Origin of the sequence: Polynucleobacter sp. 73C-SIWE (genome assembly GCF_018882465.1) — a bacterium.
Lineage (GTDB): Bacteria > Pseudomonadota > Gammaproteobacteria > Burkholderiales > Burkholderiaceae > Polynucleobacter.
This window is the reverse complement of sequence record NZ_JACVOK010000001.1, coordinates 233,630-260,208: the sequence shown is the minus strand read 5'-3', so window position 1 is coordinate 260,208 and position 26,579 is coordinate 233,630. Positions and strand designations below refer to the sequence as shown.

The window sequence follows — 26,579 nt, the reverse complement described above, 5'->3', positions numbered from 1 at the left end:
CATGACTCCATCTAAGGAGTTTTTAAGTAATGAATATTTTCTATTGGAGCTTTTCTTGAATAAAATTAATGTCGGAGTTGGCCAGTACTGGGATGAGTTTTATAAAAAGAAAGTTGCCCCGCTATGCCCTAGCCAGTTTGCCGCTCTAACAGCCCAGTTTCTAAAGAGCGATGATGTGCTATTTGATTTTGGCTGTGGAAATGGTCGAGATACCTTATTTTTTGCTCCATATGTTACGTCTGTGGTGCATATAGATAGGTGCGATGTAGCGAAACAGGAGATCAATATGCGCCTTAATCATCTTGGTTATGATAATTGCCAGGGGTATATTTTTGATATTGGGAATGGATCGGATATTAACGAAATAATCGAATGTATTGCCCTTAACAACGTAAATAAGAGAAATATTTTTTATGCCAGATTTTTTCTTCATGCAATTGACGAGCTTGCCGAAGAGAATTTTGTTGAAGCTATTAGCATTGCATCAAAGGCAAATGACATGCTTTTTCTTGAATTTAGAACCTTAAAAAATAAAAATGAGTATAAAACATACGATGACCACTATAGGCGTTTTATAAATCATAAAGAATTAAATATAAAAATAAAAAATTATGGATGGAATTGTGAATACGAGTACGAGGGCCGTGGGGTTGCATGCTTTAAATCAGAAGATCCTTCAGTTGCAAGACTGATATATACAAAAATTTAAATTGATATTATTTTTAAAAAAATTTAGTTACAAGAGGGTGCTAAATAAGCTAGTGAGACTCGCCGCTCTAATTTTAACAAGGCAAAAGAAAAATAGAATTATATTCATTAGAGAATCTGCCTCAGGATCAAATAGTTACGCACTGTGGAAATTTGCTACTGAGAATGACCGAAAAGTATTTGATCTTATCTTGATGCAGAACGTTTGGACATCTTCGTTATGCGAAGTATTTCAAGCAAGCAGATTAATAGCATCTGCAAAAATGTTGGTTTCTACGCATGCAGTGCACAAGCCAACCAAAAGACATATCAACTTCCACTTATGGCATGGCGCCTCTATAAAAAAATTAGGCGCCATGGAGGATCGAGCGGAGGAAGAGCTGTTTAAGCCACCCTGGGAAAAGGTTGACCACATAATGTCATACTCGGAGACGTATACAACCTTTTTAAATGCCTGCATGGTAACTGACCCAAAAAAATACCATATAACTGGCGCCCCTAGAAATGATTTTCTTTTTACATCAAACGGCATTGATAACCTCAAGAGGATTTTCAAAAATCAAGTTGGGAGCTGCAGGCTAATTTTCTACTTTCCTACCTTTCGTGATTACTATGGCGAGAAGCAGGGAGATAGAAATTATAAAAATATATTCGGCTTTGAAGAATTTTTAATAGATGAGTTTGATGACTTTCTAGAGAAGGAGGGGCTAAAAATAATACTAAAACCACACCCTCATGAGGAGTCGCTGGTATTGGAATATTTTAAGAATTACCCATTGAGGAATTTATTAATTCTAAGTGATGCCGCTCTTGTTGGACATGCTTTTGATCTATATGAAGTTTTAAATGCGGCCGACTTAGTTATAACGGATTACTCTTCTATTTATGATGACTTTTTATTGCTGAATAGGCCGGTATTATTTGCGCCAGTTGATATTAAGTCATACTCTCAAAAAAGAGGTTTCGTAATTGAATCTTTTGAAGACTGGGTTCCTGGGCCTATAGTTTTTAACCAGACTTCGCTTCAGCATGAACTAGTTAGGTTGCTTGACGATAGCAGTTATTACTCAGCTGAAAGAGAGAGAGTTAAAAAATTGCAACATAGATATAAAGATGGCCTCTCTTCTCAACGTTTGTGGAAGGTCATAAGTGAAATAATGCAGCCATATATACATTGAATTTTTTATGTATAAAACTATTATTCTTTTATTTGGCATAAGTTAGTTTTAAGAGTAGCATTTGAAAAAACTCAATACACTTGCCTTCATCTTTTTTATAAATTTATATCTTTTTTAATATTCTATGTGTGCAATCTCAGGTGTCTACGGAGGTATCAGTCAAGAATCTGTTCGCAGAATGCTTGATGCACAAGTGCATCGAGGTCCTGATGATTGCGGAGTAATAAGTCATCAAAATGGAAGCTTTACTTTTGGTCACCGTAGGCTTTCAATAATAGACACGTCTTCGGCGGGACACCAGCCGATGTCGTATGCGGAAGGAAGGTTGTGGATTACCTTCAACGGAGAAATTTATAATTACAAAGAATTGAGGTCAGAGCTAAATGGCTATGGTTATAACTTCTTAACTGATGCAGACACTGAGGTTATACTTGCAGCCTATTGTGAATGGGGTGTTGAGTGCATTAAACGACTGCGTGGGATGTTTGCTTTTGCTTTGTGTGACACTAACCCGCCCAAAAATTCACCTAGTTTCATAATGGCAAGAGATAGACTTGGGATTAAGCCTTTAATATATTGTCAAAATAATAAAGAGATATGGTTTGCATCTGAATTGCGCGGTTTAAGGGCTAGCAACCAAGTGAGTTCGGAAATTAACTCAGATGCACTTTTGGATTATTTGTATGTTGGCGCCATTAATCAGCCACGGACTATTTTAAATAATGCTGTGACTTTAATGCCTGGTCACTGGCTGGAGATTCGTAACGGTGTTCAGAGAGTTTTTAAGTACTGGGACCTGCATAATGAAACAAGCTTTTCTAGACATAATTTAATTAACATATCAAAAGATGATGCGATACAAGTCCTTAGGGCGCAGCTTAAAGAGTCTGCTCGCTTCAGTCTTATTGCGGACGTAGAGATTGGGGCGTTTCTTAGTGGGGGTATAGATTCAACAGCTGTTGTTGGCCTTATGGGTTCTGCTAGCGGAAAAAAAATTAAAACTTTTGCCGTTGGTTTTGAGGGAGGTGATGAGGCTTTTGATGAGCTTGGTTATGCGCGCCTTGCCTCTAGTTATCTTGATACAGACCATGAGGAGATCATAGTCTCCACAGGGGATGTTGAGAATATATTTTTAGGCGCAATTAAAGATATTGATCAACCAAGTATTGATGGCACAAATACTTGGATTGTTTCTCGATCAGCCGGAAAAGTTGTTAAAGTTGCAATGACGGGTATGGGTGGGGATGAGTTATTTGCTGGTTACGAACATTTTAAGTGGTTAAGCTACCCTCAGATATTTTCACGTCTTGAGCCCACATTGTTAGCAATAGAGTCACTGCATAAGCTGCGACCAAACTTTCTTACCGAGAAATTATTGTTTGGAATTTCCAGCAGAGCACAGCGATTTTCAATGTTAAGAAGAGTATTGCAAAATTTTGAGATGACGGATGCTGTTCGTCCCGAATGGCTGTTGCAATTTAGAGAGCGCATAGTGAGTAACTATAAAAATTTTCTGGTTGAAGAATGTGATGATGTTCAAGGGTCTAGCTACGCTGAAATCAATGGGTATTTACTAAATACTCTTTTGCGTGATGGCGACGTAATGAGTATGGCGCACGGTCTAGAGGTGAGGCCGCTACTACTAGATCATCCATTGGTAGAGTTAGCTTACTCTCTGCCGTCGAAGTACAAATTAAACAATCTCACACCAAAAGATATATTTGCAGAGGCTGTCAAGGAGTATTTACCTAAACAAATAAGATCAAGAGTTAAAAAAGGGTTCGAACTGCCGTTTATGAAGTGGATGTCAGGCCCATTAAGGTTGCAGTTTGAATATGCTCTAAACACGAAAAACGCCAAGGAGATATTTTTGCCTGCTTATTTAGAGAAGCTTAGAGGGCAGCTTTTAAATGGTCGTCCACCAAGAGCGTTATGGGCTTGGGGGATTCTTTTGCATTGGATGGAAGCCCAAGAGCTAAACCTATAGTTTTGAATGAAATGAGCAACCTCGGCTTGAGTGGTAACTGCTAATACAAAATCTATTTATGGACGATGTTGAAAAAAAAATTAAGATATTACATGTGTCAGGGGCAACTTTGAATTCAGGGGCGGGTTATGCAGCAATGCTAACTCATAATGCTTTATTAAATATAAATGTTGAATCAAAAGTTTTGTACTTGAAAGAGCTTGGAACCCTTGGTCAAAATGTAGCATCCTATTCGGCCAGTGGGTTTAATGCAAGAATTAGCAGGCTACTCAATACAACACTAGAGCGGATGTTAATTTTTTTCAATAGAAAAAAAGGGGGCGGAATTTTTTCACCTGGATTCTTTGGGGTTAATTTAAAGGCTCACCCTTTGTTCGAGTGGGCAGACATCATTCATGTCCATTGGGCTAATTATGGATTTGTGAATATTAAAGATATTGCGCTTTGGAAGAAGCCTGTAGTCTGGACGTTAAGGGATATGTGGGCATTTACGGGCGGATGTCATTACAGCCTAGAATGCAGTCGCTACAAAGATTCTTGCGGAAGATGTCCAATGCTCAATGGTGACAATGAACAAGATCTATCATACTATGGCTTGATAAGAAAGTTTGAATTTTTGTCGCAGGCTAATATCAATTGGGTTGCTGTAAGCCAATTAATGCGAGCTGATGCGCTTCAATCAAAAGTTCTAGGGAATCAAGAGATAGAGGTTGTATACAGTGGAGTTAACTGTGATAGCTATGAAATTCACACCAAAGACTACGCTAGATCAATTTTAGGGCTGCCTAAGGATCAAAAAATAATTTTGATAGGATCTGCGAATATAAGGGACGAATATAAGGGATTTAGTTATATTCAAGCAGCTTTGCGTAAATTGCCATCCAATATCTTAGTGATAGCGTTTGGTGCGGCAGAGTTGAAAAATCATGAAATCCCGCAAAAAATAATTAATTTTGGATTTATAAATGAAACCATTAAGTTGAACTTGCTCTACTGCTCAGCAGATATTTTTTTGTCACCATCATTAAATGAGGCATTTGGCAAGACTTTCGCTGAAGCTCAGGTTTCGGGGTTGCCGGTTATTTGCTTCAAAAATACTGGGCCCGAGGAAATAGTAGAGCATTTGATTACTGGATATGCTGCTAACTATAAAGACGGAGAAGATTTGGTATGCGGGATAGAGTGGGCTATTTCTTTCAATTTTGACCGAAATTACATTAGAGATCGCGCTATAAGATTATTTAACATTAGGGAATCTGCGGAGAAATATAAGGCTTTATATCAGAAATTACTATCAAGATAAGAAGCGACGTCCTGAAAAATTTTATTAATATATCTTTTTTTTGTGTCTTAATATGCCTGCTTGGGTTTATTAGCCCATTTTATTCCGTGCTTATAGGGGTGCTATTTTCGCTTTGGCTTACTATGCGAGCAAGGTGGGATGGCTTATTGGGCCTTTTTATTCTTTATATATCCCCTTACAATTTCTTTGCAGTTGATTCATCCAATTCAATGTCGATTCCTGATGAATTAAGAGAGGTAGTTTATCTAGGGTCATTTCCCATAACAGTTGAAATTGCGATGTGTTTATTTATCGCAACAAGAGTATTTTTTGAATTGTTGTATAACCCAAAAACCTTCCAGGGAAAAATATCTGGAACCCTTCTTTTGCTTTGGGTGGCGGCATTTTTTCCTGTTGGCATTGGAATGTATTTTGGTTATCTAGATGGGCTTCCAAATTGGTCAAGGGGCATTCGCTGGCTGATGATTTCTGGAAGTTATTTTTATGGTTTTATCTTATTGAAAAGCATTTCAATTGCTGATGATAGGTGCTTAAGGGTCACATTTATTCCGCTCACATTGGCTATTCTTTGCCTAATTTCAATCCATATTTTTTGGTCACACCTTGTCTTTTTGAATATAGCTTTGGGCGTTGCGGTTGGATGCTACTTTATTGCCGATAAAAATATCTCTAAAAAGTTATTTGGACTGGGGGTGCTAATTTTATTTTTTAATTTCATATATACCAGTTCTTTGGCTATGTATGGTATATATTTTGTAGCTTTATTTTATATAGTATTAGTTGAGTTTTTTGGCAACTATCGCTCGACTAAATGGTTGTTGGTCCTATCAGTTTTTCTGGCTCCAATATTAACTGCACTAGTGTTATGGCTGGGCTTTCTTCAGGGTGACATAACACAGCTTCTCTATGCGCCACTGGACGCTAATTTTTATGATCGAGCTTATTCAAAAGTATTATTTGATCGATATCCATTTTGGTCTTCAGCTTGGAGTCAAATTATCTCATCTAATTTCTTCATAGGACATGCCGGAGTGCCGCTATTAATTGATATTCCAGGGCTTCCTTCCGAGTGGATAATGGGCTCTCATAACTCTATATTAGAAATTCTTAAAGTGTCTGGTTTGTTTGCAGGGGCATTAATTTTATGGATTTATTTCACTGCTTTAATAAATCTTATTGCAGTTATCCTATACCATCCCTCTTGCTTTCTTCGCTACTTTGGAGCTGCGCTACTGGCTATTGGAGAGGTGGGCATGTTTGTGGGTGATTTTCCCGTTGATATGACGGTGGGATTTTGGATATGGACTTTGGCGTCATTGTGTTATGGCATGTATCTCAAGTGTCTCAATAACCCAAGGGTGGCTTTATGATCTATATCAAAAATCAAGCAATATCAGATAAATGATGGATTTAGAACATCTTATTTACTTAAGGAAATGAATTTGCAACCTAAAATTTTGTGGGTAGGGGGCATTTTTAATCAGAATGCCCTCATGAATCATTTTGCAGTTAGTCCAGCAGCGAATAGATGGCAGTCGGGTTTGTTAGGTGGTTTAAAGAAATGTAATTTTACGGTAGAGTGTCTTTCCCATTTGCCTGAGCCTTTGTGGCCGTCTGGGGTGTTGAGGCCTGGAAACGAAAATATTTTTGATGAAAGATTTGTTTCAAAACATGTTTCATATTGGAACATGCCCTTCATTAGGCCTTTTAGTTTAAATGCGGCCTATTTAACTGCTTTTAAATTGTGGTGTAGAGATAATGGGCCACCTAAAATATTGATAACTTATAACCCAACTCCCTATGCGGTTAAAGTTGGAAGATATGCGCAGCTAAAGTTCGGAACATATTGGGTTGATTTATGCGCTGATCACTATGATCCAGGAGATGATTGGAGATCCTACTCGAATGGGGCGCATTTGGCTGATGGGCACATCTTCCTGTCCTTTAAGGCATATTTGGACTGCCCATTCAAGAAAAAATTACATCTTGATGGCGGTGTTGAGAAATTAAGCATTTCAAATTTTCAACTATGTCGAAAAGAAGTTGAGAAATTGAAAAAAGTAATTTTGTATAGCGGCATGATGAGCAAATGGGGTGGAATTTCTTATTTGCTAAGAGCTTTTGAAAGAATCTCAGATCCTTTCATTGAGCTTTGGGTGACCGGGCATGGTGAGAGTTCTGAATTGCAAAAGGCAGCCAGTGTTGATTCAAGAATTAAGGTTTACGGACTTGTGCCGGAAAGTGAATTGGAGAGTCTTTATCGCCAGGCTGATGTATTTGTTAATCCGCGCCCATCATCAATTCCTGGAAATGCCATGAATTTCCCTTCCAAAATATTAGTTTATCTTAGCTATGGAAAGCCTGTAGTAAGCACGTGGACACCAGGGTTAAGTAATGAATATAGGAATGTTTTAGAGATTGTTGATATTGAAACTGATGAGTATTTAAAAAATAAAATTGAAGAAGTCTTATGTTGGTCGCCCGATCAAATTGAGTTTAACGCTCAAAAAATATTCAATTTTTTGAGTAAGAAAAGGTTATGGGAAATTCAATCAATGCGGCTGATTGAGTGGCTGACCAAGGGTGTACATGAAAGCGCATAAGGACTAACCTATAATTTTTATTGCATGAATACGATTGGGGATTTAGTAGGGGTAAAATATCAAAAATTAGTATTTATTTAATGTATATACAATTTCCAAAAAAATATAAAGAACAACAATTTTTATAAATATATAGATGAATAAAATATTAGTTACTGGGGGAGCTGGATATATAGGCTCTCAGACTTGTAAGCTATTAAAGCTAGCAGGGTATGAGCCCGTCACTTATGACAATCTATCAAATGGTAACCAATCTTTTGTAAAGTGGGGCGATTTAATAGTGGGTGAACTGCACGATACAAGTCGCCTGATTGGTGCCTTGAAGAAGCATAAACCAATTGCAATTATCCATTTTGCTGCCAGCGCATATGTCGGCGAGTCAATTGCTGATCCTATGAAGTATTACAAGAATAACGTTGGTGGCTCACTATCACTACTAGAGGCGATGCATAGAGTAGGTATTAATAAGCTCGTTTACTCAAGCACCTGCGCCACTTATGGGATTCCGTTACAGCTGCCAATAAGCGAATCTTCTTTGCAATCCCCAATCAGCCCTTATGGACAAAGCAAGCTAATGGTTGAAAAAATCATTCAAGATTTATCAACTAAGGGGGCGGTTAAGGCCATTTCAATGAGGTATTTCAATGCCGCAGGGGCTGATTCTGCATGTGAAATTGGGGAGCTCCATAACCCCGAAACTCATTTGATTCCGCTGGCAATTAACTCTGCATTTGGTGGTGGGCAGTTAGAAGTATTTGGTTCAGATTTTCCTACCCCAGATGGGACAGCCATTCGCGACTATATACATGTTGAAGATCTTGCTCGCGCTCACATTTTGGCTGTTGAGTATTTGCTTAATGGAGGCTCTTCCGATGTTTTTAATCTTGGAGCTGGTCAAGGAGTTTCTGTTGGTCAAATTATCTCAAGATTAAGAGCTATTGGCGTGCCTGTTGTGACTAAAATGGGGGTAAGGCGAGAGGGAGATCCTGCACATCTTGTTGCCGATCCTAGCTACGCAATTAAAAAGCTAGGATGGCAACCTATCGCAAGTAGTATTGACAACATCTTAACTACCGCTTTAGCTTGGCATAAATTTCAATTGACCCTCAAGTAATTTGGCTATCTTAGTGAGATAGATTGGCGGCTATATTTTCTTAATCTAGAGGCATAAAAATGCGTATAGCAATATCTTGGAATGAGCTGCCTTGTTATGCCGCTCACTTAATTGCTGCAGGCATTAAAGGTGTTGATAATCCTGTTCAAGTCATTTCGACGAGACCAACCATTCCAATAACTGGCATGGAAGAAATTTTGGGCCAAAAAGTACATTGGATTGATAAAGACAATATTTATACTTGGGAGCAGTTGGGTCTAGATGTTCCTGAAATATATTTTCAGGCTGGCATAACTTATATTCCCTCGCTAAGAAGGTTGGGCGACCAGGTGAGAAAAAGTGGTGGCAGAGTTGTTCTGCTTAGCGACAATTGCTGGAAAAATTCATATAGGCAATGGGTTGGAATGGTTGCCTTCAGAGTGATATACAGAAAACAATTTCATGCAGTATGGGTTCCAGGTGCATCTGGCGTAAAGCTAATGCGTAAGCTTGGGGTCTCCGCAGAAAATCTATTTACAGGCTTGTATGGATCCGACCCGGATATATTCTTTCCGAAGGAGGTATCCTTAAGGAGGGAGGATAAGTTCATATTTGTAGGTCAACTTATTAAAAGGAAGGGGGTGGATAAATTAGTGGCTGCATTTTCTAGGTTTCATCAAAAGCATCCTGAATTTCAATTGGATGTTTATGGGGCCGGGCCGCTGGCGTCAGCAGTATCAGGAATAAAAGGTATAAATTTGAGATCATTTTCAAAGCCTGAAACTATAGCTGAGGCATTGAAGAGGTCTAAATTTTTGATATTACCGAGCCTTGAGGATCACTGGCCGTTGATAGTTTCTGAAGCTGCTATGTCAGGCTGCGGCCTTCTTTTATCGGATAAAATTGGCAACATTCCAGAATTTGCCAATGAGAAGAATAGCTTCATTTTCAATACAACATCAGATGATGCGTTGTATGAATCTATGTTGATGGCAGCACAATGTAGTGAAAATACGCTGAATGAGATTAGTCGAGAAAGTTGCAGGTTGGGCATGAAATTCACGCCATCAAACTGGGCGATCAATTTTAAAAAAATAATTCATGAGATTGCCCAATAATTACCGACACTAACAATTAGAATGTAAACCGCAAACGGAACCTCTGCGATTAAAGGTTTAATGCATTAAGATTTTTTAAAGAAATTTCCATGTGCACCATTAATCATTCTTGCTACCGGAAAATAAAAAATACTCTTTCAAATAATATTAATAAATAGCTTAAATATGCTAGAAAAAATTTATATAAAAATAAGATTAGCTTTAAGAAATTATGTAATTAAAAGACCTTTCATAGACTTATATTTTGGAAATTATCTAGTTAATTTAGATATTTCTATTAGAAGGCTAGGAATATTAAAGGATAATGATAAATATTTTATACATCATAATGGATTTAAAATAAATTATTTAAAAGATGATTATAGTTTAATTAATTTTATTAAAACAAATAATGATTATGAGGAGGCGACAAGAAGGGTCGTAGAAAGAATTCTTAAAAAAGGGGATATTTTTTTAGATCTTGGAAGTCATATTGGATTTTACGCTTTAATCGCAGCAAGAATTGTTGGTGAGACGGGCCACGTCTATGCTTTTGAGCCAACCCCGGCAACGCGAGATACACTAGATAAAAATGTTATAGATAATGGTCTAAAAAATATCATTACTGTAGAGAGTTTTGGGGTCTCTGATTGCAGTAAGAATGTTAATTTTATTGTTAACAGCGATTCATCTGAATGTAATAAGATTTCTCAATTTGATGAAGGTGTTGAAAATCTAATAAAAATTAAAACTATTAGTATTGATAAATACGCGATTATTAATAGTATAAAAAAAATTAATCTTGTAAAGATGGATATAGAGGGGGCTGAGTATCAGGCAATAATAGGGATGAGAAAAATTATAAGTGAAAATCCTGATATTAAACTGATATTTGAGTATAATAGAAAAATAATGAATGAGAATGGTTCATCTAGAGTAAATATTTTTAATATTTTAAAAGAATTAGGATTTAACAAATTTACTATAATATACCGGGGTGAGATTGATATCGAAATACCGCGAGATTTTGAATTGATAGATTTATATTCCAAAAGAGATAATATAAACATACTTGTGCAGAAAATCAGAAATTGACTACAAATTTTTCTCAAGATAATTTAAAGCAGGTAAGCGATTTCTGGGGGCGGGAGTCCCGCCATAATTCCGCTCTTGATATTTACAGCTTTTTACCGATTAGGAGATATTTTCAAAAATTAGTCACGGGTGCTGAAACTCAAAACCCAAATGATGATTGGCTTGAGAGCTGGTTTAAAAATAAGTACCTTGGAAAAAATGCGCCGGTAGGTCTTTGTTTGAGTCTGTGTTGCGGACATGGCTCGCGCGATAGAAGATTGAATCAGTTAGGTGTATTTAAAAATTGCATTGGTATGGATGTAAGCACTGCAGCAATAGCGAGTGCGAAGCGGCTAAGAAACTTATCTGGAATTAATAATATCCATTATCAAACAGCTGATTTGAATAGTTGCTCTCTTGGTGTTGAGTTATATGATTTAATTTATATTGCGGGTGGCGCACATCACATTGCAAATTTGGAGCACTTGTTTAACCAGGTCTACGCATCCTTAAAGAAGGGTGGATTATTATTCTGCGATGAATATATAGGGCCAAACTATTCGGATCTATCATTTCGACATCGAGAAATTATAAATTCGGTAATTCATTTGATACCAGATCGACTTAAGAATTTTTCAGAGAAAAATTTTGTACCACCCAAACTGAAATATAAAAAATTTAAGTTATTATTATTTATAATTTATAATTTTAGGAATTTAGATATTTCATCTGTATTTGAAAGGTATAATATTAATACCAATAAAATTACAAATGTAATTATTTCAATAAATAAAATTATTTTAAAATATTTTTCAAATAAAAAAGAATTTAATTACAGCAAAGTTTTTGATATAAGCCCTGAAAATATTAAAAAAGGAGATCCATCAGAGGGCATTAGGTCTAGTGAAATTATTTCAGTGTTGAAAAGCGTTTTTACTGATGTAACCGTATACCCCTATAATGGTTCCATAGTTGCATATGCACTTGACGATAAATTTATTTCAAATTATGATTCTGGAAATCCTGATGATCTAAATCTGCTGAATTTAATTCTAAGTTTAGAAGGTCATTATTGCGAAATAGGAGATATTCCATCTATACATGCTGCTATTATTGCCAAGAAATAATATAAATTAAGTAAATATCATTCAGATGATTCATGTGGTTGACTACGGACTTGGAAATATTCAGGCTTTTTTAAATCTATACAAGAGTATGGGTTTGAAAGCGGCCCGAGCATCAACCCCCGAGCAATTGGAAGGTGCATCCAAAATAGTTTTGCCTGGTGTAGGCTCTTTTGACCACGCTATTTCAAAGTTAAATATGTCCGGCATGAGGCCGGTATTGGAATCATTGGTGCTTAATGATGGGGTGCCAATTTTAGGCGTGTGCGTTGGAATGCAAATTTTAGCTGCGTCTAGTGAAGAGGGATGTATGCCTGGGCTTAATTTTGTACCTGGTAGAGTTATTTCATTCGCCTCTAAAGTTACATCTTTAGGGTTGCCAAGACCTCATATGGGCTGGAATCAAGTTGTACCTGAAATATCGTCTCCACTATTTGATGGAATATCTGTAGCCCCAAGATTTTATTTTTTGCATTCATATTTTTTTGAGTGCTCGGATGAGATGAATTCTATTGGGACCACTGAATACGGGATAGGCTTTACAAGCGCCATTTCTTCCCGCAATATATATGGCGTCCAATTCCACCCTGAGAAAAGTCACCATGCTGGGGTTAGGCTATTAGAGAATTTTGCAAAACTATAAAATGTTAAGTCCACGAATCATACCGTGTTTGCTTCTATCCAATGGTGCTTTGGTTAAAACTCAGGAATTTAAAAATCCGAGATATGTCGGAGACCCCATTAACGCGGTGCGTATTTTTAATGAAAAAGAAACTGATGAGCTAACTGTTTTTGATATTGACGCTTCAATTACAAATGCCGACCCGAATTATCGGCTTATTGAGAAATTGGCAGCAGAATGCAGAATGCCTTTGTGTTACGGGGGTGGAATAAAAAATATTCAACAAGCAAGAAGAATTATAACTTTCGGCATTGAGAAAGTTGCTTTAAGTTCCGCAGCGATTGACTGTCCTGAGCTTATTACAGATATTGCTCAAGAGGTAGGATCTCAAAGCGTCGTGGTGGTTATTGATGTCAAATACAATTCTATAACCGGTGAATATGAGGTTTTTAGAAAAAATAGCCAATACGCCGTTAGTATTAGGGCGGTTGATTTTGCAATTCAAGCTGAGAAACTTGGGGCTGGGGAGATATTAGTTAATTCAGTCGACTTGGACGGGGCAATGACCGGCTATGATTTGGTTTTGGCTAAGCAAATGAGGGATGCCATAGGCGTGCCGCTGACTATTCTTGGCGGGGCCGGTCGTCTGGATGATATAAAAAGTTTAATAAAAGAATGCGGTGTTATTGGGGCGGGCGCTGGAAGTCTTTTTGTATTTAAAGGCGTATTTCGCGCTGTTTTAATTAATTATCCGACATTGGCTCAGCGATATAATTTGTTTGAGAGTTCCCCGCTTTATTCTATGAATAATAGGCCCTAAGAATGTTTGCGAATAAAACCTTGTTAATAACGGGGGGCACTGGGTCCTTCGGAAATTCAGTTCTAAATCGCTTTATTGATACTGATATTGCTGAAATTAGAGTATTTAGTCGCGATGAAAAAAAGCAAGATGATATGCGCAAAAAATTTAATCATCCTAAGCTTAAATTTTATATTGGAGATGTCCGCGATCCATCGAGCATCAAAGCTGCAATGATAGGCGTAAATTTTGTTTTTCATGCGGCAGCGTTAAAGCAAGTTCCCTCGTGTGAATTTTACCCGCTTGAGGCCGTCAAAACTAATGTGTTGGGTACCGAAAATGTGCTTGAGGCCGCTATAAGCAGTGGTGTAGAGCGTGTGGTTTGTCTCAGCACAGATAAAGCCGTCTACCCAATAAATGCAATGGGAATCTCTAAGGCCATGATGGAGAAAGTCGCTGTTGCAAAGTCTCGGGAGAGTGATGCGACTACTATATGCATAACACGTTATGGGAATGTGATGGCTTCACGTGGTTCTGTTATTCCGCTATTTGTTGGGCAAATTCTTTCTGGAATTCCAATAACAATAACGGATCCAAAAATGACGCGTTTTATGATGACTCTTGATGATGCTGTAGATTTGGTCTTATTTGCATTTCAAACTGGAGGGGCTGGAGAGATTTTTGTTCAAAAGTCTCCGGCGTGTACTATCTCCACTTTGGCTCTCGCCTTAGCGAATTTATTTGATACTCCAGACCATGAAATTAGGGTAATAGGTACTCGTCATGGTGAAAAGCAATCAGAGGCCTTATTAAGTCGCGAGGAAAATTTTTGCGCAGATGATCTTGGCCGCTATTATCGAATTCGTCCCGATTTGCGGGACTTAAATTATGGTAAGTATGTAGAGGAAGGGGAGGCAAGCATTGCAGAGATCTCTGACTATAACTCCAATAACACCACTCAATTAGATATTTTCGGGGTGACAGCCTTGTTAAAAAAGCTAAAATTATTAGAGGCCGTTAAAGAGAATAATGCATTTGAACATTGATGATTTGTGCAGGAAAAGAGCTAATGTGGATTCTTTGAAGCTTGAATTGCATGGCCCGTTAAACGTGACTAGAGCATTATCTTGAGTAGTCGCTTAAATTCTCATATTGATAGCATGTTTTTTAAATGAGAAAAAGTCGAGTGCCACGAAATATTAACTTGCCCACAATATAATTTAGTAACTTATTGGGTTCCCCCTTTGCTTAATTTCGTCATTATGATTGCAAATGCTTATATATTGCCCCTGATGGATTTTTGGTTCAATTAACGATTAATTCGCTAATGAAAATCGCGCAAGTCGACGTAAATTATCTCTCTAGCAGCACCGGTAAGATAGTTTTTGATCTGATAACCGGTCTTAAGTTGAGGGGGCATGAAACTGCCGCTTATTTTGGTCGAGGGCCCGATCAAGATACACCAAATGTGCATAAAATTAGCTCCAGCACAGAGGTTTTACTGCATGCTTTTGCAACAAGATTAACGGGTCTAACTGGCATCTATTCTCCTCTGGCAACTCGCAATTTAATTAGATTATTGACTGAATTTCAGCCTGATGTAGTTCATCTTCATGACTTACACGGTTACTTTATCAATATTAGCGAACTTGTTGGCTACCTTAAGTCAAATAACATCCCAACAGTTTGGACATTTCATAGTGAATTTATGTATACGGGGAAATGCGGGCATGCGCTCGATTGTGAGAAATGGAAAAGCCATTGCAACGCTTGCCCAAATTTAGCAGGGTATCCAAAAAGTTGGGTTTTAGACTTTACTGCACTCATGTTCGATCAAAAGCAGCAAATGTTTGAAGATTTTGAGCATTTATCTCTCGTAGCCCCTTCTAGTTGGCTTGCAAATAGAATGAGAAAGTCACCCATATTAAATGGTAGATCTATCTCTGTTATTCCCAATGGTTTAGATACCGAAATCTTCAGTCCTCGAGAGTCCGACATCCTGAGATACGAGTTAGGGATAAATCATGAATATGTGGTTTTATCGGTTGGTTCTGATTTGCTCTCAGAGGCTAAAGGAGGTCGATGGGTGTTGACCCTGGCGGAGCGGAATCCTGAGATGACTTTTGTGATGGTGGGAGTAAAAGAGTTAGGGATCCCAGTGCCTTCTAATGTTAGGTTGGTGGCCGCCGTTTATGACCAAATTCTTCTTTCCAAATATTATTCATTAGCTAAAGTGATTCTCCTTACTAGTGCTAAGGAAACTTTTTCTATGGTTTGCGCTGAAAGTCTTGCTTGCGGACGACCGATTATCGGTTTTGATGCGGGAGCGCCAGTAGAGGTAGCGCCAGATGGGTTTGGAGAATTTGTTCCATATGGAGACTTGGGAGCTTTAGAGTCGCTGCTGAGGAAAAATTATCATGGGCTTGCGTCTATGAGGTCAGAAAATGAATGTAGATTTTTTGCTACTACTAATTATTCAAAGGATGTTATGGTTGATGCATACCAGAACCTCTACTCTAAATTAACAAGAAAACATTGAGATGCAAGTAAATCGTCCTTATCAAATCTGCTCTAACTGCATCATGGACACTTCCGACCCTAGCATTCAATTTGATGAATTGGGTGAATGTAATTATTGCCAAAATTTTAAATCATCAATTCTTCCTAACTGGACAATTAACCAGGGGAGCGAAGTTGAACTAATGACTTTGGCGAGCAAAATTCGCAAGGATGGTAAAGGGAAAGATTTTGATTGCATTATTGGAATTAGTGGCGGACTTGATAGTTCATATGCTGCGTATATCGCAAAGACAAAAATGGGCTTGCGACCATTGCTTGTTCATGTAGATGCTGGATGGAATACTGCGCAGGCTGTGAGTAATATAGAAAAACTTGTTGATGGTCTTGAGCTTGATTTGTTCACTGAAGTTGTTGATTGGGAGGGGGTAAAGTCAATGCAGGTGGCGTTTTTACGCTCTGGGATTCCTGACCAAGATTTAGTTCAGGACGCAGCCTTCTTTTCTGCGCTCTATAAGTTTGCGCGGCAATATGGCATCAAACATATTATCAAAGGTGGAAATTTTTCAACTGAATGTTGTCGTGAACCAGAAGAGTGGGGCGGATACTTGGGTATTGACAAAAGGTTATTTGATGACATATGGAATAAGTTCGGTAATGGTAGGCCGATTATTTTTACACTGACCGATATTTTCATTTATAAGTTTTGGTATCAGATAATATTAGGTATGAAGTTGCACTCCCCTTTAAATCTCGTTTCCTACATTAAGAAGGATGCTGAGGATGAATTGGAGCGTTTATATGGTTGGCAAAAGTTTAAGCATAAACACCATGAATCAAGATTTACAAGATTTTATGAGGATTATTGGCTTCCAAGGCGATTTGGGTATCAGAAGCGTAGAGCCCACTTCTCAAGTTTAATTGTGACAGGGCAGATGACACGTGAGCAGGCTATAGTCAGGCTTTTAAAGCCAGAAATGGATGAGCAATTTCTTAGCCAGGAATTCGAGTACGTAGCACATAAGCTGGGGTTGACAACGTTAGAATTGCAAAATTTATTTGAGATCCCTTTGAAAACATATAGAGATTATAGAAATAAAAGATGGGTAATTGGTTTTGGAGCAAAAATATTGCGATCAATAGGCTTAGAAAAAAGATATTTTAAATGATGGGTTTTAATAGCCCTGTAGATCTGCCAAAATGGTCGAAGATATTTATTGCAAACACACAATATAGGTTCAGTTGAAGTTTATGAGAGTAATGGTTACAGGAGCCGATGGATTTCTAGGAAAAAATCTTTGCTCATATTTGGATAAGATTAAAGAAGTGGAGATTATTTCTTTTACTCGAAGAAATAATTTACTGCAGTTGCCATGTTTATTGGAAAACGTCGACTTTGTTTTTCATTTGGCGGGTGCGAATCGACCCCGAGATCAAGCTGGATTTGTAGCGGATAATATTGAGCTTACTGAAGCACTATGTAATGCAATTGCAGATAGTAGGCGAAGAATCTCTATAATTTATGCTTCATCTACCCAAGCCATTCTTGATAATCCATATGGGATAAGCAAGCGCAATGCCGAAAATGTTATATGTAAATTTCAGCAAAAAAATCAAATAACCGCTTATATATTTCGTCTTCCAAATATATTTGGTAAGTGGTCTAGGCCAAATTACAATTCAGTCGTCGCCACATATTGTCACAATTTGGCTCGTAATATTCCAATTGAGATAAATGATCCTGCTACAAAGATAACGCTTGTATATGTGGATGATGTAGTAGATCAGTTTATCAAGTTACTAAATGGCGATGAAGGCCTGCAAGTTCATGAATACCATTCTGTTTTGCCTCAGTACACCATAACCATAGGAGAGTTGGCGTCATGTATTCAGGCATTCAAGGCTGGCCGCCTTGAATTGAATGTTCATCAGGTTGGATCGGGTTTGATGAGGGCTCTTTATGCAACTTATCTTAGCTTCTTGCCGCATGAGGAGTTTTCTTATTCGGTCCCAAGATATTGTGATGCACGAGGCTCATTTGTAGAAATGATTAAGACGGAAAATTCTGGGCAAGTATCCTACTTTACTGCAAAGCCTGGAGTGACGCGTGGGGGGCACTTTCATAATACTAAAACGGAAAAGTTTCTTGTTATTAAAGGTCGCGCGCATTTTAGATTTCGTCATATTCTAAATGGCCATACTATTGAATTTGATGTATCAAGCGAAGAGTCTAAGGTTGTTGATACCATACCTGGGTGGGCGCATGATATTACCAATATTGGAAATGATGAAATGTTTGTAATGTTGTGGGCAAATGAGATATTTGATCGAAATAAGCCAGATACCTTCCCCTATCTAATGAAGTTATAGCCATGAAAAAATTAAAAGTCGTAACTGTTGTGGGCACGCGGCCGGAGATTATTCGTTTATCTCGTATTCTTGCCGGTTTAGATAAGCACTGCGAACATATTTTGATTCATACTGGTCAAAATTACGACTATGAATTAAATCAAATTTTCTTTGACGATCTTGGGGTACGTGAGCCGGACTATTTTCTAGGGAGCGCTAATGGTAGCGTAAGTTCTGCCAACACAATAGGCAACTTGATCACTTCAGTTGACAAAGTTTTGGCTGATGTACAGCCTGATGCAATATTAGTACTTGGCGATACTAATAGTTGCCTGTCTGTAATCCCCGCAAAACGACGTAAAATACCTATTTTCCATATGGAGGCTGGCAATAGATGTTTCGATATGCGTGTGCCAGAGGAGACTAATCGTAGAATTGTCGATCATATATCTGATATTAATCTAACATATAGTACAAATGCTCGCGATTACCTTTTGCGAGAGGGCCTTCCTCCGGACCAAGTGATTAAGGTTGGGAGCCCAATGTATGAGGTATTGCAATACTATCTGCCGCAGATTGAGTCATCAGATGTGCTTGAGCGTCTTCAGGTTAGTAGGCATAATTATTTTGTGGTCAGTGCTCATCGCGAGGAGAATATTGAATCGGATAAAAATTTTATCAATATTGTCAATATTATAAATATTCTTGCGGAGGACTTTTATTTGCCGGTAATAGTTTCAACCCACCCCCGAACTCAAAAACGAGTGGATGCTGCCGGTATAAAATTCCACCCACTGGTCAAATTGTTAAAGCCATTAGGATTCTTTGATTATGTAAAGTTACAGATGTCTGCAAGAGCGGTGCTGTCTGATAGCGGAACGATTAATGAAGAGTCATCAGTATTAAATTTCCCCGCTTTGAATTTGCGGGAGGCGCACGAACGACCCGAGGGGATGGAGGAGGCGGCTGTAATGATGGTTGGATTAAATGTTGACCGAGTTCTACAGGGGCTATCAATTCTCAATTCACAACTTACAGGAATAAATAGAAACATTTTTTTGGTGAAGGATTATGGTGTCCCAAATGTTTCAGAAAAGATTATTCGTATTCTCCATAGTTACACAGATTATGTAAGGCGAGTGGTTTGGAAAGAGTACTGATGCTTGCCAGGCAATTGACCGCAATCAATCTGAAAGCACATTTATATCGAAATGTCATAATTGTGATTTCTTGGGCCACTCCCTGTTTTTTAAAGAGATTTAATTTTTCTCACGAAATTAGGCGGAAGGGAATATCTGGCCTCGCGATAATAGCAGTATTATGAAAATACTTGTTGTTTCTCAATATTTTTGGCCCGAAAATTTTAGGATAAATGAGTTGGTTAAAGGGCTTGCAGATCATGGATGTCAGGTAACTGTATTGACGGGTTTACCTAATTACCCATCAGGAAAAATTTTTTCTGAATTTAAAAAAGATCCTAAAAAATACTCTTATTACAAAAGTATTAGGGTCTATAGGGTGCCAATTATCTTAAGGGGCGGGACAAAAACTCGCTTAGTCCTTAACTATATAAGTTTTGTAATATCTGGCTCTATTCTAGGTTCTATTCTCTTGAGAAAAGAAAAGTTTGATGAGATTTTTGTTTTTCAGACCTCGCCAATTACCGCAGTACTTCCAGCCATTCTGCTCAAGCGTCAAAATTTGGCAAAGTTAAGTGTTTGGGTTTTGGATCTTTGGCCTGAGGCGCTTATTGCCATGAAGGTTATCAAAAAGGGGCTAATCTTCAAAATGTTTGAATATTTGGTAATGTGGATCTATAAAAATACTGATCGAATATACATATCATCCCTTGGATTTCTGTCTTCAGTAACAAAGTATGCTCCAAAGCAATTAAATCCAATATATTTCCCGCAATGGGTTGAATCCACATGCATTGATAAGTCTAATATTATTTCAGATTCTGAGTTTAAGTATCCGCTGTCAACTGATGAATTTAATGTTGTGTACGCCGGTAATTTTGGCGAAAGTCAAGATTTTGAATCTGTATTGAATGCCGCAAAGTTGCTAAAGGGTATGTGCGTAACAATATATTTGATTGGACATGGAAGAGTTCGAGAATGGTTGAATAAGGAAATACTGATTTTGGGGTTGGGGGACGTGGTGAGGATTTTGGGTCCGTACCCCTCAAATAGCATGCCATACATATATGAGCGTGCATCAGCTCTGCTTGTATCGCTTCGGAGCGGTCCTGTATTTTCAACCGCACTTCCCGGAAAAGTTCAAACCTACCTTTCAATGGGTAAGCCAATAGTTGGCATGCTCGATGGCGAAGGCTCTAGAGTTCTTAAAGAATCATGCGCTGCATTGGTTGTTGGAGCGGGTGATTCAAAAGGTTTAGCAGAAAGTATATTGAAGATAAAAAGTATGAGTCTTGAAGAAAGGGCTCATATGGGTGCTCATGGTGTTTTATATGCTGATCGTAATTTTAACAAGAGTCGCCTAATAAAATTTTTGCTATCTAATATGGGCGAAATTAAAGCCCGTAATTTTGAATGAATTTCATTATGAATGACCAGAAGAATCCCGATATTATTCTGAGACACGGTGTTAGTGCATTATCAATTGACGAAAAGGTGGCATGGATTCAACTCTTTTGTCATTGCTTTAAGAAAAATGAAAATCAAGCTGAATCAATATTTAGAAAATATGTCCTCCATGGGGATGGATCTATTTTTTGTTTTGGCTTGGTTGATCGGAAGATTGTTGCCTGTTATTCTGGGTTGATTCTAGCGATTGGAGATAAAAACATATTTTTATCTACTGATACGATGTCGAAAGGGATTATGGTGAATGCAACAGTTAGGCTTGGCAATTATTTGTATGGCTACCTTTCTAGAGGCGGGGTTGTGGCTGTGTGTGGTTATCCAAATGAAAATATTGCGCTTATTCGACAACGAAGACTTGGTTGGAGAATGGCAGGCTCAATTTACCCTTTTGTGGGGGTGCCACTTCTTTGGAGGATCTTTATGAAAAAAAAGGGAGATGCCTTTCTTTGGAGTGTAATCCGACCCCCCAATGGATTTTTCTCAAAGCCACCTCCATTCGTTTCACTTTTAGGTAGAAGCTGTGTTTATGGCGGCAGTCTTCTATCGTTGTGTTTTACTTTAGCAGCCAAGCCGCCGGGTATGTTTTTTATTCGAATTCCATCGGCATTGATTAAGCCAAAGAAATTTGGTTATGTTTTACTTTGTAGTAATACCTCTTTTCTTGAAGCCAGAATAACCGAGGCAATTGCAGAGCTGGATATAGACACAATAGATGTCCCTTGAGATTGTAAAGATTTTTTATATATTCTGAATATAGAGGATAGTTTACCGCTGTATCTACAATCTATTTGATTTTTAGGTGTTAGCTTTCGCTATTGATTGGCATATAAAGGTATTTCAATGAATATATTGAGTTTTGATGTGGAGGATTGGTTTCATATTCGGTTCGATCAAGGATTCTTTGAGGGAGTCAGCTGTTCTGAATATCCGAGCAGAGTTGTGGATTCGGTTATGACCCTATTAAATCTTCTTGATGAAGTTGATATTAAAGCTTCCTTTTTTTGCCTCGGCTGGGTAGTTGAGCGCTACCCTAGTTTAATTACCGAGATCGATAGAAGGGGGCACGAAATTGGTTCACATTCATTTTCTCATCGACTTTTAACTAGCATGGATAAGATGAGCGTTAAGGAAGATATTTCAAGTTCGATTAAGATACTTGAGGACTGTATTTCAAAAAAAGTGCAGATTTATAGGGCCCCAGCTTTTAGTATTTGTGAGAAAAATTCTTGGGCGCTTGATATTTTATTGGATCATGGTGTTGAGATAGATTGCTCAGTTTTTTCTGGCCCCCATGATTTTGGTGGTATAAAAAAAAATGGATTTAACAAGCCATTCCTTATAAAGACTCCGAGCGGGTCTCTTATTAAAGAGCTTCCTATTGGCTCTGCCCCCTTTTTGGGCGGCAATTTAATGTATTCTGGTGGAGGATATTTTAGAATTCTTCCCTACTTTCTTATAAAATACTTCATGGATAAATCAAATTACAACATGATGTACTTTCATCCAAGAGATTTTGATCCAGATCAGCCCATGATGAATAACCTCACTATCGCTCGAAGATTTAAATCTTATGTAGGATTAGGTGGTTCACTAAGAAAGTTGCGCTGTTTAATAGCCGATTTCACATTTTTGACTGTAACTGATGCTGCGCGTTCGGTGGATTGGAATATTGCTCCACATATGGAGATTCATAAAAGTCTGCATGGTGAAAATCTGCGGTAATTTTTTATAATTCGCAAATAATTAATGGATTAATTTCTCAGATTTTTATTGGCAATAATGAGATCTAATAATGAACAAAATTTTAGTTACTGGGGCAAATGGTTTTGTAGGCCTCGGATTAATCTCTCGCCTCTTAAGTGAAGGATTTCAGGTGCTATCAGTAGTACGCTCTAGGGATCCTAATGCTATTCGCAATCCAAATTTAAGTTACGCATCTATGGGAAATTTGAGCTCCCAGCAAGAGTGGGGTGAGTGCTTGATTGGCATTGATACCGTAATTCATCTTGCTGCTAGGGCTCATATTTTGACTGATTCAGCTATCAATTCGATAGATCAATATCGCATTGATAACGTTACCTCAACCTTAAATCTTGCCATTCAGGCCAGAAGGTCGGGCGTTAGACGATTTATTTACATGAGCTCTATAAAAGTAAATGGAGACTTTACTGAGTTGGGTATACCTTTTACCGCCAAAGATGCTCCAAACCCTCAAGACCCCTATGGTGTTAGTAAGTGCGAAGCAGAGTTGGCGCTAAAGGATGTGGTTAAAAATTCAGAAATGGAGTTGGTCATAATTCGGCCGCCATTGGTATATGGCCCTGGAGTAAAGGCGAATTTTTTAGCTTTGATGGTATGTTTATTGCGAAGATATCCTTTGCCTCTTGGTGGGATAACCAAAAATAGGCGAAGCTTTGTTTTTTTGGGAAATTTGGTTGATCTATTGATTGTTTGTATAGGTAGTCCAGTGGCTGCAAACCAGACGTTTTTAGTGAGTGATGGTCAAGATCTTTCAACTTCTGAGTTACTAAGGGGTATCGGGGCAGCCCTTGATCGGCATACATTCTTAATTCCTTTTCCTGAGGCTTGGGTAAGATTTTTTGCTAGTTACATAGGCGGACCTGGGGTTGCTCGGCGTTTGTGCGACTCTTTACAGTTGGATATTGAGCCAACTAAACGTTTACTTAATTGGACCCCTCCTTTTACTGTTGAAGAGGGTCTGCGCTTAACCGCCTTATCTTTTTTGCAAAAAGGTGCGAACGTATAAGGGAATGTATATATTTCTACTATGTTTCTAAAGCGCATATTTGATTTTTTGTTGGCGATCCTGGCTACGTTTGCTTTCATTATTCCGTTTTTAGTGATTTCACTTTTAGTGAAATTCACGTCCTCCGGACCTATTCTTTATTGGTCTGATCGTGTGGGTAGACATAACACTATCTTTAGGATGCCCAAGTTCCGCACTATGCAAGTTGGAACCCCTGCTGTAGCAACTCACTTGCTTGCTGATTCCGATCAATACTTAACTCCAGTAGGCTCTTTTTTGCGGAAATCTAGCCTAGATGAATTACCACAGATATGGAGTATTTTGCTTGGCGATATGAGTTTTGTGGGCCCACGCCCAGCACTGTTTAATCAAGATGATTTAATTGAATTGCGAACACATTATGGGGTTGATAAGTTAGTGCCGGGCTTAACGGGTTTGGCGCAGGTAAACGGCCGAGATGAATTATCTATTCCACTCAAAGTGCAATATGACGTGCAATATCTACAGAATCAATCTTTTTGGCTTGATATGAAGGTACTGAGCCTAACCTTTTTAAAGGTGATTCGGCGAGCTGGAGTTTCTCATTAGACCGGATGTCTTGTATGTGCCCCTATTTTTATGAGCCAATTTCAGTTAAGAGGACGGCTATGAACTTAACATCAATTATGCTGACTGTATTTTTACGGGAGAATCGATCATCTGTCGCATTAAATACTGGATTACCTTAATTTGACTATTTAATTTATAATCCATTGCGTGCGAGTTAAAGTAACCAAACATTCTTTATTGAATCTACCTCGTTCAGTCAAGCGGGGCATAGTGATATATTGCGATGTCCTTATTTGTGCATTCAGTGTATGGCTGGCTTTTGGGCTTCGCTTAGATCAGTGGGGTCAATTTCAAGTCCAGGAATGGATAGTCCTCATTGTCGCTATTGGGCTTTCATTCCCCCTCTTTATTGCTTTTGGCTTATATCGAGCTATTTTTAGATATGTTGGCTCGGCTGCACTAGCCTCCATGACGCGTGTTTTCATCATTTATACCAGTTTATTCTTCTGTGTATTTACACTTCTTGGAATAAATGACGTGCCCCGCTCAATTGGCGTCATTCAGCCAATCCTCCTATTTATTGGGATTGGAGTAAGTCGATACTTCATGCGATATTGGTTGGGTAGCATTAATAATATTCAAAAGTCGTTTAACCGAGCGCAACCTATCGCACTGATTTATGGTGCTGGGTCAGCAGGTCGTCAGCTTGCATCTGGCTTATCCAATAACAAGGAGCTGTTGGTTAAGGGTTTTATTGATGATGATCTTCATCTGCAGAAAAGTACTATTAATGGAATTTATGTATACCCTAATACTGGCCTGCAAGCTCTAATCCATCGACTCGATGTTACAGATGTGCTTCTAGCTATTCCCTCTGCTAGTCAGGATCGCAGAAAGGAAATTATCGCTTCATTTAATGGGTGTGGAGTGCGTGTTCGCACCCTACCAGGGCTGAATGATCTGGCTACTGGCCGAGTCAGGGCGTCTGACCTGCATGACTTAGATATGAATGACTTGCTCGGGAGGGAGGTAGTTCCACCTCAACTAGATCTATTAGAAAAAAATATTCGTAACCACGTTGTATTGGTGACTGGTGCTGGCGGTTCAATTGGTGGTGAGCTATGCCGTCAAATCATTAAATTTTCTCCTAAATCCTTAATTTTGATTGATAACAGCGAGCATTCCCTCTATTTGATCTATGAAGAATTAAAGAAGGTTCTTATTGGGCCGGAGGATGGTAGTGCGGCAAGGGACTTTGGCGGTCAAGTTTTTTCGCCACATCCGGTTTTACCGATTAAGTTAGTGCCTTGCTTGGCTTCGGTGCGTGACGCAGATCTACTCCTAAAAATCTTTACGACTCATCAGCCTACTACGGTCTTTCATGCGGCGGCATATAAGCATGTTCCTTTGGTGGAGCAAAACCCTTTCGAAGGCATTCGTAATAATGTATTTGGGACGCTTACATGCGCCCAGTTGAGTTTAGACTGTGGCGTATGCAATTTTATTTTGGTGAGCACCGATAAAGCTGTTAGACCAACAAATATTATGGGCGCCAGCAAGCGTATTGCCGAACTAGTTTTGCAGGCCATGGCAGACACTAAAGACGACCATTCAACCAATTTTTCGATGGTGCGCTTTGGTAACGTGCTCGGCTCGTCAGGGTCAGTGGCGCCACTGTTTAGTGCACAAATTGCCGCAGGTGGACCTATTACCTTGACGCATTCTGAAGTGACGCGTTATTTCATGACCATCCCCGAGGCAGCGCAGTTAGTGATTCAAGCGAGTTCCATGGCTGTTGGGGGTGATGTATTTGTATTAGACATGGGTGAACCTGTTCGGATTCATGATTTAGCTATCAAGATGGTATTTTTATCGGGTCTATTGGTCAAGGACGAATCTCACCCTCATGGCGATATAGAGATTAAGGTGACTGGTTTACGTCCAGGCGAAAAGCTCTATGAAGAACTCCTTATCGGTGATAACCCACGGCCAACAGCCCACCCCAAAATTATGAAGGCGCATGAAGAGTTTTTATCTTGGGATGACTTACAGCCAGATCTTGAAAAGCTAAATTTAGCCTTAAATGCATTTGATGGTCAGCTGATTGAAGACGTACTCAAAAAATTAGTACCTGGCTACCAATCTAAGGGTAATGCGGTAGATTGGCATGGAGAGGAATTACTGAGCCATGAGTAATTCCAAA

The 26,579-nt window shown here is 38.6% G+C and carries 23 protein-coding genes; all 23 read left to right on the top strand.

The genetic code is table 11. The features are described from left to right. The first annotated feature begins 1 nt into the window (after position 1). The 23 genes from ICN17_RS01330 to ICN17_RS01220 all read left to right on the top strand — a co-directional run bounded on the left by ICN17_RS01330 (position 2) and on the right by ICN17_RS01220 (position 26,572). Positions 2–709 carry a class I SAM-dependent methyltransferase gene (locus ICN17_RS01330; protein ID WP_216235819.1) on the top strand — a complete coding sequence of 236 codons (708 nt, stop codon included), beginning with the start codon at positions 2–4 and terminating at the stop codon, positions 707–709. Between the two features lie 52 nt (positions 710–761). After that, positions 762–1,886 carry a CDP-glycerol glycerophosphotransferase family protein gene (locus ICN17_RS01325; RefSeq protein ID WP_216235817.1) on the top strand — a complete coding sequence of 375 codons (1,125 nt, stop codon included), beginning with the start codon at positions 762–764 and terminating at the stop codon, positions 1,884–1,886. A gap of 124 nt (positions 1,887–2,010) precedes the next feature. Next, a complete protein-coding gene (gene asnB, locus ICN17_RS01320) occupies positions 2,011–3,873 on the top strand; it encodes an asparagine synthase (glutamine-hydrolyzing) (RefSeq protein WP_216235815.1) in 1,863 nt (620 codons plus the stop codon). A gap of 58 nt (positions 3,874–3,931) precedes the next feature. Further along, positions 3,932–5,176 carry a glycosyltransferase gene (locus ICN17_RS01315; protein ID WP_216235814.1) on the top strand — a complete coding sequence of 415 codons (1,245 nt, stop codon included), beginning with the start codon at positions 3,932–3,934 and terminating at the stop codon, positions 5,174–5,176. A gap of 209 nt (positions 5,177–5,385) precedes the next feature. After that, positions 5,386–6,546: a hypothetical protein gene (locus tag ICN17_RS01310; RefSeq protein ID WP_216235813.1), complete on the top strand. Its 1,161-nt coding sequence runs from the start codon at positions 5,386–5,388 to the stop codon at positions 6,544–6,546. A gap of 123 nt (positions 6,547–6,669) precedes the next feature. After that, positions 6,670–7,779, top strand: a complete 1,110-nt coding sequence (locus ICN17_RS01305) for a glycosyltransferase (protein WP_216235812.1) — start codon at positions 6,670–6,672, stop codon at positions 7,777–7,779. Positions 7,780–7,915: 136 nt separating this feature from the next. Next, on the top strand, positions 7,916–8,893 hold the full coding sequence (gene galE / locus ICN17_RS01300; protein ID WP_216235811.1) for a UDP-glucose 4-epimerase GalE: 978 nt from the start codon (positions 7,916–7,918) through the stop codon (positions 8,891–8,893). A 59-nt stretch (positions 8,894–8,952) separates the two neighbouring features. Continuing rightward, entirely contained in the window at positions 8,953–9,990 is a 1,038-nt protein-coding gene (locus ICN17_RS01295; protein ID WP_216235810.1) for a glycosyltransferase family 4 protein, read from the top strand. Between the two features lie 165 nt (positions 9,991–10,155). Next, positions 10,156–11,064, top strand: a complete 909-nt coding sequence (locus tag ICN17_RS01290; RefSeq protein WP_216235809.1) for an FkbM family methyltransferase — start codon at positions 10,156–10,158, stop codon at positions 11,062–11,064. Further along, positions 11,061–12,170: a bifunctional 2-polyprenyl-6-hydroxyphenol methylase/3-demethylubiquinol 3-O-methyltransferase UbiG gene (locus tag ICN17_RS01285; protein ID WP_216235807.1), complete on the top strand. Its 1,110-nt coding sequence runs from the start codon at positions 11,061–11,063 to the stop codon at positions 12,168–12,170. Before ICN17_RS01290 ends, ICN17_RS01285 begins: the two co-directional genes overlap by 4 nt. Before the next feature lie 25 nt (positions 12,171–12,195). Continuing rightward, positions 12,196–12,810 (top strand): imidazole glycerol phosphate synthase subunit HisH, encoded by a 615-nt coding sequence (hisH, locus tag ICN17_RS01280; protein WP_216235805.1) that lies wholly within the window; start codon positions 12,196–12,198, stop codon positions 12,808–12,810. Between the two features lies 1 nt (position 12,811). Further along, complete coding sequence (locus ICN17_RS01275) at positions 12,812–13,609, top strand: AglZ/HisF2 family acetamidino modification protein (protein WP_216236617.1); 798 nt, start codon at positions 12,812–12,814, stop codon at positions 13,607–13,609. A 2-nt stretch (positions 13,610–13,611) separates the two neighbouring features. Continuing rightward, on the top strand, positions 13,612–14,634 hold the full coding sequence (locus ICN17_RS01270; protein WP_216235803.1) for a polysaccharide biosynthesis protein: 1,023 nt from the start codon (positions 13,612–13,614) through the stop codon (positions 14,632–14,634). Positions 14,635–14,915: 281 nt separating this feature from the next. Next, on the top strand, positions 14,916–16,127 hold the full coding sequence (locus tag ICN17_RS01265; RefSeq protein ID WP_216235801.1) for a glycosyltransferase: 1,212 nt from the start codon (positions 14,916–14,918) through the stop codon (positions 16,125–16,127). A 1-nt stretch (position 16,128) separates the two neighbouring features. Then, positions 16,129–17,274, top strand: coding sequence for an N-acetyl sugar amidotransferase (locus tag ICN17_RS01260; protein ID WP_216235800.1), 1,146 nt, complete (start codon positions 16,129–16,131; stop codon positions 17,272–17,274). Between the two features lie 91 nt (positions 17,275–17,365). Beyond that, positions 17,366–18,475, top strand: a complete 1,110-nt coding sequence (locus ICN17_RS01255; RefSeq protein ID WP_370625930.1) for an NAD-dependent epimerase/dehydratase family protein — start codon at positions 17,366–17,368, stop codon at positions 18,473–18,475. Positions 18,476–18,477: 2 nt separating this feature from the next. Further along, complete coding sequence (wecB, locus tag ICN17_RS01250) at positions 18,478–19,614, top strand: non-hydrolyzing UDP-N-acetylglucosamine 2-epimerase (RefSeq protein ID WP_216235798.1); 1,137 nt, start codon at positions 18,478–18,480, stop codon at positions 19,612–19,614. 160 nt (positions 19,615–19,774) lie between these two features. Next, positions 19,775–21,010, top strand: coding sequence for a glycosyltransferase family 4 protein (locus ICN17_RS01245; RefSeq protein WP_216235797.1), 1,236 nt, complete (start codon positions 19,775–19,777; stop codon positions 21,008–21,010). 8 nt (positions 21,011–21,018) lie between these two features. Further along, a complete protein-coding gene (locus tag ICN17_RS01240) occupies positions 21,019–21,783 on the top strand; it encodes a hypothetical protein (RefSeq protein ID WP_216235796.1) in 765 nt (254 codons plus the stop codon). Positions 21,784–21,900: 117 nt separating this feature from the next. Next, positions 21,901–22,782 carry a polysaccharide deacetylase family protein gene (locus ICN17_RS01235; RefSeq protein ID WP_216235795.1) on the top strand — a complete coding sequence of 294 codons (882 nt, stop codon included), beginning with the start codon at positions 21,901–21,903 and terminating at the stop codon, positions 22,780–22,782. Between the two features lie 70 nt (positions 22,783–22,852). Beyond that, the gene (locus tag ICN17_RS01230) at positions 22,853–23,827 is read left to right on the top strand and encodes an NAD-dependent epimerase/dehydratase family protein (protein WP_216235794.1); all 975 of its coding nucleotides are present in this window, start codon (positions 22,853–22,855) and stop codon (positions 23,825–23,827) included. A gap of 21 nt (positions 23,828–23,848) precedes the next feature. Beyond that, positions 23,849–24,415, top strand: a complete 567-nt coding sequence (locus tag ICN17_RS01225; protein ID WP_216235793.1) for a sugar transferase — start codon at positions 23,849–23,851, stop codon at positions 24,413–24,415. A gap of 498 nt (positions 24,416–24,913) precedes the next feature. Then, positions 24,914–26,572 (top strand): polysaccharide biosynthesis protein, encoded by a 1,659-nt coding sequence (locus ICN17_RS01220; protein ID WP_370625929.1) that lies wholly within the window; start codon positions 24,914–24,916, stop codon positions 26,570–26,572. Positions 26,573–26,579: the final 7 nt, after the last annotated feature.

What these genes read in the sequence shown, in the direction of transcription:
- ICN17_RS01295 (WP_216235810.1), top strand. Translation starts at nt 8,953, where the DNA reads ATGCGTATAGCAATATCTTGGAATGAGCTGCCTTGTTATGCCGCTCAC.
- ICN17_RS01260 (WP_216235800.1), top strand. Translation starts at nt 16,129, where the DNA reads ATGCAAGTAAATCGTCCTTATCAAATCTGCTCTAACTGCATCATGGAC.
- ICN17_RS01265 (WP_216235801.1), top strand. Translation starts at nt 14,916, where the DNA reads ATGAAAATCGCGCAAGTCGACGTAAATTATCTCTCTAGCAGCACCGGT.
- ICN17_RS01270 (WP_216235803.1), top strand. Translation starts at nt 13,612, where the DNA reads ATGTTTGCGAATAAAACCTTGTTAATAACGGGGGGCACTGGGTCCTTC.
- ICN17_RS01235 (WP_216235795.1), top strand. Translation starts at nt 21,901, where the DNA reads ATGAATATATTGAGTTTTGATGTGGAGGATTGGTTTCATATTCGGTTC.
- ICN17_RS01310 (WP_216235813.1), top strand. Translation starts at nt 5,386, where the DNA reads ATGTCGATTCCTGATGAATTAAGAGAGGTAGTTTATCTAGGGTCATTT.
- galE (WP_216235811.1), top strand. Translation starts at nt 7,916, where the DNA reads ATGAATAAAATATTAGTTACTGGGGGAGCTGGATATATAGGCTCTCAG.
- ICN17_RS01240 (WP_216235796.1), top strand. Translation starts at nt 21,019, where the DNA reads ATGAATGACCAGAAGAATCCCGATATTATTCTGAGACACGGTGTTAGT.
- ICN17_RS01230 (WP_216235794.1), top strand. Translation starts at nt 22,853, where the DNA reads ATGAACAAAATTTTAGTTACTGGGGCAAATGGTTTTGTAGGCCTCGGA.
- asnB (WP_216235815.1), top strand. Translation starts at nt 2,011, where the DNA reads ATGTGTGCAATCTCAGGTGTCTACGGAGGTATCAGTCAAGAATCTGTT.
- hisH (WP_216235805.1), top strand. Translation starts at nt 12,196, where the DNA reads ATGATTCATGTGGTTGACTACGGACTTGGAAATATTCAGGCTTTTTTA.
- ICN17_RS01255 (WP_370625930.1), top strand. Translation starts at nt 17,366, where the DNA reads ATGGTTACAGGAGCCGATGGATTTCTAGGAAAAAATCTTTGCTCATAT.
- ICN17_RS01315 (WP_216235814.1), top strand. Translation starts at nt 3,932, where the DNA reads ATGGACGATGTTGAAAAAAAAATTAAGATATTACATGTGTCAGGGGCA.
- ICN17_RS01275 (WP_216236617.1), top strand. Translation starts at nt 12,812, where the DNA reads ATGTTAAGTCCACGAATCATACCGTGTTTGCTTCTATCCAATGGTGCT.
- ICN17_RS01305 (WP_216235812.1), top strand. Translation starts at nt 6,670, where the DNA reads ATGAATCATTTTGCAGTTAGTCCAGCAGCGAATAGATGGCAGTCGGGT.
- ICN17_RS01225 (WP_216235793.1), top strand. Translation starts at nt 23,849, where the DNA reads ATGTTTCTAAAGCGCATATTTGATTTTTTGTTGGCGATCCTGGCTACG.
- ICN17_RS01290 (WP_216235809.1), top strand. Translation starts at nt 10,156, where the DNA reads ATGCTAGAAAAAATTTATATAAAAATAAGATTAGCTTTAAGAAATTAT.
- ICN17_RS01330 (WP_216235819.1), top strand. Translation starts at nt 2, where the DNA reads ATGACTCCATCTAAGGAGTTTTTAAGTAATGAATATTTTCTATTGGAG.
- ICN17_RS01245 (WP_216235797.1), top strand. Translation starts at nt 19,775, where the DNA reads ATGAAAATACTTGTTGTTTCTCAATATTTTTGGCCCGAAAATTTTAGG.
- wecB (WP_216235798.1), top strand. Translation starts at nt 18,478, where the DNA reads ATGAAAAAATTAAAAGTCGTAACTGTTGTGGGCACGCGGCCGGAGATT.